The sequence below is a fragment of the Clostridium sp. genome, from assembly GCF_030532265.1.
GTDB lineage: Bacteria > Bacillota > Clostridia > Clostridiales > Clostridiaceae > Clostridium.
The window spans coordinates 23,076-30,470 of the sequence record NZ_JAUNLM010000026.1; the positions used below are offsets into that span (position 1 = coordinate 23,076).

The 7,395-nt window shown below is 28.8% G+C and carries 7 protein-coding genes, 2 tRNA genes and 1 riboswitch; of the genes, 1 reads left to right on the top strand and 8 read right to left on the bottom strand.

Going from position 1 to position 7,395, the window contains the following annotated elements:
• Positions 1–45: 45 nt before the first annotated feature.
• The 3 genes from Q4E08_RS07255 to Q4E08_RS07265 are packed head-to-tail and all read right to left on the bottom strand — an operon-like array spanning position 46 to position 3,600.
• Positions 46–1,929 carry a PTS fructose transporter subunit IIABC gene (locus tag Q4E08_RS07255; RefSeq protein WP_303129723.1) on the bottom strand — a complete coding sequence of 628 codons (1,884 nt, stop codon included), beginning with the start codon at positions 1,927–1,929 and terminating at the stop codon, positions 46–48.
• Positions 1,930–1,945: 16 nt separating this feature from the next.
• The gene (gene pfkB / locus Q4E08_RS07260; RefSeq protein WP_303129725.1) at positions 1,946–2,851 is read right to left on the bottom strand and encodes a 1-phosphofructokinase; all 906 of its coding nucleotides are present in this window, start codon (positions 2,849–2,851) and stop codon (positions 1,946–1,948) included.
• Between the two features lie 2 nt (positions 2,852–2,853).
• Entirely contained in the window at positions 2,854–3,600 is a 747-nt protein-coding gene (locus Q4E08_RS07265; RefSeq protein WP_303129727.1) for a DeoR/GlpR family DNA-binding transcription regulator, read from the bottom strand.
• A gap of 219 nt (positions 3,601–3,819) precedes the next feature.
• Here Q4E08_RS07265 and Q4E08_RS07270 point away from each other — a divergent pair, with 219 nt between their 5' ends.
• The gene (locus Q4E08_RS07270) at positions 3,820–4,446 is read left to right on the top strand and encodes a hypothetical protein (RefSeq protein WP_303129729.1); all 627 of its coding nucleotides are present in this window, start codon (positions 3,820–3,822) and stop codon (positions 4,444–4,446) included.
• A gap of 32 nt (positions 4,447–4,478) precedes the next feature.
• Here Q4E08_RS07270 and metK read toward each other — a convergent pair whose 3' ends face one another.
• The 5 genes from metK to Q4E08_RS07295 all read right to left on the bottom strand — a co-directional run bounded on the left by metK (position 4,479) and on the right by Q4E08_RS07295 (position 7,313).
• Positions 4,479–5,654 carry a methionine adenosyltransferase gene (gene metK, locus Q4E08_RS07275; RefSeq protein ID WP_303129732.1) on the bottom strand — a complete coding sequence of 392 codons (1,176 nt, stop codon included), beginning with the start codon at positions 5,652–5,654 and terminating at the stop codon, positions 4,479–4,481.
• Positions 5,655–5,730: 76 nt separating this feature from the next.
• Positions 5,731–5,840, bottom strand: a riboswitch (SAM riboswitch).
• Positions 5,841–5,966: 126 nt separating this feature from the next.
• On the bottom strand, positions 5,967–6,290 hold the full coding sequence (locus tag Q4E08_RS07280) for a PadR family transcriptional regulator (protein ID WP_303129734.1): 324 nt from the start codon (positions 6,288–6,290) through the stop codon (positions 5,967–5,969).
• On the bottom strand, positions 6,291–7,025 hold the full coding sequence (locus Q4E08_RS07285) for a hypothetical protein (RefSeq protein WP_303129736.1): 735 nt from the start codon (positions 7,023–7,025) through the stop codon (positions 6,291–6,293). It lies immediately after the preceding gene.
• Positions 7,026–7,146: 121 nt separating this feature from the next.
• Positions 7,147–7,232: transfer RNA gene (locus tag Q4E08_RS07290), tRNA-Tyr, on the bottom strand.
• Between the two features lie 5 nt (positions 7,233–7,237).
• A tRNA-Thr gene (locus Q4E08_RS07295) sits at positions 7,238–7,313 on the bottom strand.
• Between the last annotated feature and the right edge of the window lie 82 nt (positions 7,314–7,395).

Consider the following 7,395-nt stretch of genomic DNA (forward strand, 5'->3'; position numbering starts at 1 on the left):
AAAAAAAGATACTAAATTAATTTAGTATCTTTTTTTATTTAACTTTTAAGCATTTTCTTTAATAGGTCTTTTTAATATAGCTAATAAAATCATTCCTACTATTGAACCTACAACTAGTGCTATTAAGTATCCTAATGGATTTCCTATAACAGGTACTACGAATATTCCACCATGTGGTGCTCTAAGTGAACAACCAAACATCATTGAAAGTCCTCCTGCAACTGCTGACCCAACAACACAAGCTGGTATAACTCTTAATGGATCTGAAGCTGCAAATGGTATTGCACCTTCTGTTATAAATGATAATCCCATTACATAGTTAGTAATACCTGATTGTCTTTCTCTTTTTGTAAATCTATTTTTGAAGAATGTAGTACATAACGCTATTGCAAGTGGTGGAACCATACCTCCAACCATTACTGCTGCCATTATATCAAATTGCCCACTAGCAAGTCCTGCTGTACCAAATACATAAGCAGCTTTATTTATAGGACCTCCCATATCAATTGCCATCATTCCTCCAAGGATTATTCCAAGTACTACTTTACTGCTTTCTCCCATAGAATTTAAAGTATTAGTTAATCCTGTATTTATAGCTGATACTGGTGGGTTTATTAAGAACATTATAATAGCACCAATTAAAAGTATTCCGAAGAATGGATATAGTAAAACTGGTTTTAAACCTTCTAAGTCTTCTGGTAATTTACTGAATACTTTCTTTAAGAATAACACTAAATATCCTGCAATAAATCCAGCAAGTAAAGCACCTAAGAAACCTGATCCACCTTCATTTGCAAGCATACCACCAACAAAACCTACTGCTAATGCTGGTCTATCTCCTATACTCATTGCAATGTATCCAGCTAATACTGGTAACATAAATCCAAATGCAATACCACCAACAGTTTTTAAGAATGCTGCAAATGGTGTATTCATACCAAAGTTTGCTGGATTTATACTATAATCATCAAATAAGAATGCTAATGCTATAAGTATACCACCACCTATAACAAATGGTAACATATGTGATACACCATTCATTAGGTGCTTATATACTCTGTGTCCAACACCTTCTTTTTCTATACTCTCATCTCCACCTTCTGATTTTTTATCAGCATGATATATTGGAGCCTTACCACTTGTTGCTTCTTCAATAAGCTCTGTAGCTTTATGAATTCCATTTGCAACTTTAGTTTTTATTAATCTTTTTCCATCAAATCTTGCCATATCAACATTTTTATCTGCTGCTACTATAATACATTCTGCATTTTCAATTTCTTCTTTTGTTAAAACATTTTTAGCTCCTCCTGAACCATTTGTTTCAACCTTTATTGAAACTCCCATTTGCTTAGCTTTTTCTTCTAAGCTTTCTGCAGCCATATAAGTATGTGCTATACCAGTTGGACATGCAGTAACTGCTAATACTCTGTATCCTTCTTCTCTATTTTCTTCCTTTTGCTCTGTTTCAAACTTTTCTTTTTCTTTGTTATCTATAAGCTTTAAATATTCTTCTTTACTTTTTGCATTTATAAGTTCATTTCTAAAATCTTCATCCATTAATATAGTTGATAATCTTGCAAGCACATCAAGGTGTAAGTTATTAGCCTCTTCTGGTGCTGCTATCATAAAGAATAATTTAGCTGGTTGCCCATCTAATGAATCAAAATCAACACCATTCTTTACAACTATTGAACTAAGTCCTGCATTTTTTACTCCTTTTGATTTACCATGAGGTATTGCTATTCCTTCACCAATACCAGTTGTACTTAATTCTTCTCTCTTAAGCACTGCTTCCTTGTAAACTTGTTTATCTAATAAGTTTCCTTCCTTATCCATAAGGTCAACTAACTTATCTAATGCTTCTTTTTTTGAAGTTACTTTTGAATCTAACTCAATTCCTTCAACTTTTAAAAGGTCTATTATACGCATAACGTTTCCTCCTTGTTTAACTTATCATTTCAAGTATTTCTTTTACTTTTTCTTTAGTTGCTAAATCTTCTGAGAATGCACTTGCACTTCCTGTTGCAATTCCATATTTCAATGCATCTTTATAATTTTGTTTCATAATATATCCAGCTGTAAATCCAGCAACCATTGAATCTCCTGCTCCAACTGAATTTTTAACTTCTCCCTTAGGAGCTTTATGTTTTAAAACTTCTCCATTTTCATTTATAAGTATTGCACCATCTCCAGCCATTGATATTATTACATTAATCGCTCCCATATCTTGAAGTTTTTTCGCATACTTAATTATTTCTTCTTCTGAATTTATTGAAACGTTAAACATTTCTTCAAGCTCATGTTTATTTGGTTTTATTAAGAATGGTTTATATTTAAGTACATTTAATAATAAATCTTTTGTCGCATCTACTATAACCTTTATATCCTTATGATTTAAGTGCTTCATTATATTTTCATACATATCTGATGGTAAAGTATTTGGTATACTACCTGCCAAAACTAAAATATCTCCATTTTTTATTTCATCTAACTTTTTATATAAACTTTCTATTGCATATTTATCAATTTTAGGTCCTTGAGCATTTATTTCACTTTCTTCTTTGCTCTTAAGCTTAACATTTATTCTTGAATTACCTTCTTTTAATTTTATAAATTCTGCTATACATCCTGAATTTTTAACTTTCTTTTCTATTTCTTCTCCAGTAAATCCAGCTATAAATCCGAACGCCTTATTTTCTATTCCTAAGTTTCCAAGAACTATTGAAACATTTATTCCTTTTCCACCTGGAAATATTGATTCTTCATAAGTTCTATTAACAACTCCTAAATTAAAATCTTTAACCTTCATTATATAATCTAATGATGGATTGAATGTCATAGTATATATCATTTTTAATTATCCTCCAATATTTCTGCATATTTCTTAAACTCTTGATGTTTAAGATTTGTTGTAATTATTGTTGCTCTATCTATTTCTGCGAATGTAACTGCTGATATGTGTTCAAACTTTGAATCATCTGCAAGTATAAAGGCTTTATTACTTCTATTTACAGCTTCTCTTTTTACTAATGCTTCTTGAATATCAGGAGTTGTAAATCCTGAGTCTTTATCAATTCCATTTGTTCCAAAAAAACCTTTAGTAAAATTATATTTCTTTAAACTATCTATAGCCTCAACTCCAATTATAGCTTCTGTAGATAATTTTAATTCTCCACCAATTATATATACCTTACACTTTTTTTGAATTAATTTCTTAGCATGTGCTATTCCATTTGTTATATATATAGCTCTATTTTCAGTTATATAATCTGTCATAAGTTCAGTTGTAGTTCCAGCATCAATATAAACAAAATCACTTTCATTTATAAGACTTGCTGCATATTTAGCTATTTTAATTTTATCATCTACGTTTAGACCTTGTCTTACAATCACTTCATCATCTCTAGTTTCATAAGTTCTAGTTATTGACTTTGCTCCACCATGAACTTTTTTAAGTTTTCTCATTTTATCTAAATGATTCAAATCTCTTCTTATTGTAGATTCAGAAGTATCTAATTCTTTAACTAATTCTGTGACTGTAATTGTATTTTTTTCTTCTAAAAGCTTTAAGATTCTTTCAAATCTTTCTTCAGATAACATTTACATCACCTCTTTGTCTATATAATACAATCATTTTCAATCAAAGTCAATCATTTTCATTCAAAATAATTCAAAGACTTTTTTTACTTTGTATACATAGTTATTTTATGGAAAATACAAATATTTATCTTATACTTAACTTATACTTTTTAAAATAAATTATTCTATAAAATAATTAAAGAAGGTGTTATATTATTATGGTTTTATGTGTAAAATCTAATGAAAAAATTCCTAGATATTTTTGTGATAAATGCTATGATTGTCATAGTGATATTGCAGAAAGTTTATGCAAATTTAAACATAGAGGATGTTGCTTTTATTATCCCTAAGTTCAATTTATTTGATTTACAAAGAATGACTAAATCTAAAGAAGGACAATTAGTCATAAAAAGAATATTAAATAATAAAAACATAAAGATTTTTAATTATTACATCCAAGCAATTGGATATTTTGATAAAATTAACTATGAAAAATTTAAAAACCATACTAGAAGTGATTTATTTAAAGGAACAGATTTATCAATACATTTTAAAGCATGTCCTTTTGTTGAAGATGGTAAAGGATGCTCTATCCCACCTCAATTTAGAACTCCAGTTTGCAATTTCTTTTTATGTAAGGAAATTAAAAATAAACTTAAAGATAAAAATTTACTAAAAGCTTATGAGGATTCAGCTAGAGAATATTATAAATATTATGAATTTGAAAATCAAAATTTAATAGAAGTATTAGAAGAAAATGGATTAACATTAAAGAATAACCTTAAAGAATGTTTAGACTTTTTAAGAAATATAGAATGCTATAAATGTGAGTTTCCAAAATTAAAAAATTTTAATTCAGAAGATTAAAAAGATGCCAGAAATCTGGCATCTTTTTTAAATTATAATAATTTCTTTATTTCTTCTACCTTATTTAACTCTTCCCATGGAAGTTTAACATCAGTTCTTCCAAAGTGTCCATAAGCTGCTGTTTGCTTATATATTGGTCTTCTTAAATCTAAATCTCTTATTATAGCTCCTGGTCTTAAATCAAATACTTTTTCTACTATATTAACTATAGTAGCTTCATCTATTTTTCCAGTTCCAAATGTATCTACTTGAATTGATACTGGTTTTGCAACTCCAATAGCATAAGCTAATTGTATTTCTAATTTATCAGCTACTCCAGCTGCTACTAAGTTTTTAGCAACCCATCTTGCTGCATATGCTGCTGATCTATCAACTTTAGTTGCATCTTTTCCTGAGAATGCTCCACCACCGTGTCTTCCCATTCCACCGTATGTATCAACTATTATCTTTCTTCCTGTTAATCCACTATCTCCTTGTGGTCCACCAACAACAAATCTTCCAGTTGGGTTTATGAAATATCTTGTATTTTCATCTAATAATTCTGCTGGAATTACAGCATTTATAACATGTTCTTTTAAATCTGATTGAATTTGTTCTAAAGTAGCACACTCATCATGTTGAGTTGAAATTACTATAGTATCTATTCTCTTTGGCTTATCATTTTCATACTCAACTGTAACTTGAGTTTTTCCGTCTGGTCTTAAGTATGATAATGTTCCATTTTTCCTTACTTCTGTAAGTCTTCTTGAAAGTCTATGAGCCATAGCAATTGGAGTAGGCATAAATTCTTCTGTTTCATTTGTAGCATATCCAAACATCATACCTTGGTCTCCAGCACCTACTGCTTCAACTTCATCTTTTTCTCCTTGTCTTGACTCAAGTGCTTCATCAACACCCATAGCGATATCTCCTGATTGTTCATCTATAGTTGTCATTACTGAGCATGTATCACAGTCAAATCCATATTTAGCTCTATCATATCCAATTTCTCTAATTGTTTCTCTAACAACTTTAGGAATATCAACATAACAGTTAGTTGATATTTCTCCCATAACCATTACCATACCAGTAGTTGTGCATGTTTCACAAGCAACTCTAGCATGTGGATCCTTTGCTAATATAGCATCTAATACTGAATCTGAAATTTGGTCACAGATTTTATCTGGATGTCCTTCTGTAACTGATTCTGATGTAAATAATCTTCTCATTCCTTTTTCCTCCGAATTTTCTAATATTTTTACAATAAAAAAAACTCTTCGATAAGAAGAGATTGTATTCTAATCTTTCTTATCTTGTAGTATAAACTACTGGAATTAGCACCACACATAATATTTAAATATTTGTAGGTTGCTGGGCTTCATAGGGCCGTCTCCCTCCACCTCTCTTGATAAGAGCTTCTTTATTTAATTATTTTACTAATCGCAATTTTAACACATAGATTTTTAATAGTCAATATTTTTATATTGTATTATTTTAATTAAATATATAAATCCATTAAATTATATTTAAATTTAATCGATTTATACTGAACTAATTATATTATCTATATTCATTTTTAATTCATTCCAATTTTTTATAAAATTATTTAATTCATTTATTCCATCTTCAGTTAGACTATAGTATTTTCTTTTTGCACCAACACCAGAATCCTTAATAGTTGCAGTTAAAAATCCGGACTTCTCCAATCTTAAAAGTAAAGGGTACATAGTTCCCTCTGAAGCATTATCGAACCCATATTCTTTTAAAGTTGATATTATTTCATATCCATAAGTTTCTTTCTTATATATTATAGCTAATATGCACCCTTCTAATGTTCCCTTAAGCATTTGTGTTTTTTTATTCATTTATATCAACTCTTTCTTTATCCCTCTTCTTTTTTTATATTCTTTCTCATTAATATATTCATTTAATTCATATAAAATCCCAAATGGTAATACTAAAAAATATATTTTTGTATCAATTAAATTTATTTGCGGAACTATTGTCTTAACAGTTATTATTATAGCAAATGAAATCATAGAAAATAAAATAATGAATTTTATTAATTTGTTATCTATTTTTTTAAAATTTGCATCAGATTTGATTTTATAATTCTTTATAGAATCTTTTTTTATCTCTGAAAATACTAAATAGCAAATTATACTTATTATTAAATTTGAAATTAATTGATTAATTGTAAGATTATAATTTAAAGTAAACCCTTCATCTTTGAATAAAGTTATTCCTTGAGTAATTAAATAATTTATAGTAAATAAAACAGCCATGGATATTAAAAATACTTGAACTTTAAAATTATTTATTATTTTATCAAATCTACTATACTTAGATTTTATTTCGTTAATTATATTATCACAAAATTGTATATAATTATCTCCTATCAAATAATTTATATCTTTATTATCATTCTCTGCCTGTATAATCATATCCCCTATTTCTATTAAAGTTTCTTCTATATCTATATCCTTTAAACCTGATAATCTCATATATATTATAATTTCTTCATATATTCTTTTATCTTTCTCCCTCATTAATCGACTTAACTTATTTATTTCTTTTAAATATACACCCTTTATACTCATCTTATTCACTTCCCTTATAAAATCTATTTATAATTATATATACATTGTATTACAAGGTATATACTTTGTCAAACAAGGTACTAAGGAAAATAAAAAAAGCACTAAGAATACTCTTAGTGCTTGGTGGTGGAGGAAGGATTCGAACCTTCGAAGTCAACTGACAACAGATTTACAGTCTGCCCCCTTTGGCCACTCGGGAACTCCACCTAATTTGGAGCTGATGATCGGACTTGAACCGATAACCTGCTGATTACAAGTCAGCTGCTCTGCCAATTGAGCCACATCAGCATATTTATTTTTATCTTTAAAAGTTAATGGTGGGCACAACAGGGTTCGAACCTGTGACCCCCTGCTTGTAAGGCAGGTGCTC

Bases quoted from the DNA above. Each gene is read 5' to 3' on its own strand.
- Q4E08_RS07255 (WP_303129723.1), bottom strand. From the start codon at position 1,929: ATGCGTATAATAGACCTTTTAAAAGTTGAAGGAATTGAGTTAGATTCA.
- Q4E08_RS07285 (WP_303129736.1), bottom strand. From the start codon at position 7,025: ATGAGTATAAAGGGTGTATATTTAAAAGAAATAAATAAGTTAAGTCGA.
- Q4E08_RS07270 (WP_303129729.1), top strand. From the start codon at position 3,820: ATGAAAAAATTCCTAGATATTTTTGTGATAAATGCTATGATTGTCATA.
- metK (WP_303129732.1), bottom strand. From the start codon at position 5,654: ATGAGAAGATTATTTACATCAGAATCAGTTACAGAAGGACATCCAGAT.
- Q4E08_RS07265 (WP_303129727.1), bottom strand. From the start codon at position 3,600: ATGTTATCTGAAGAAAGATTTGAAAGAATCTTAAAGCTTTTAGAAGAA.
- Q4E08_RS07280 (WP_303129734.1), bottom strand. From the start codon at position 6,290: ATGAATAAAAAAACACAAATGCTTAAGGGAACATTAGAAGGGTGCATA.
- pfkB (WP_303129725.1), bottom strand. From the start codon at position 2,851: ATGATATATACTATGACATTCAATCCATCATTAGATTATATAATGAAG.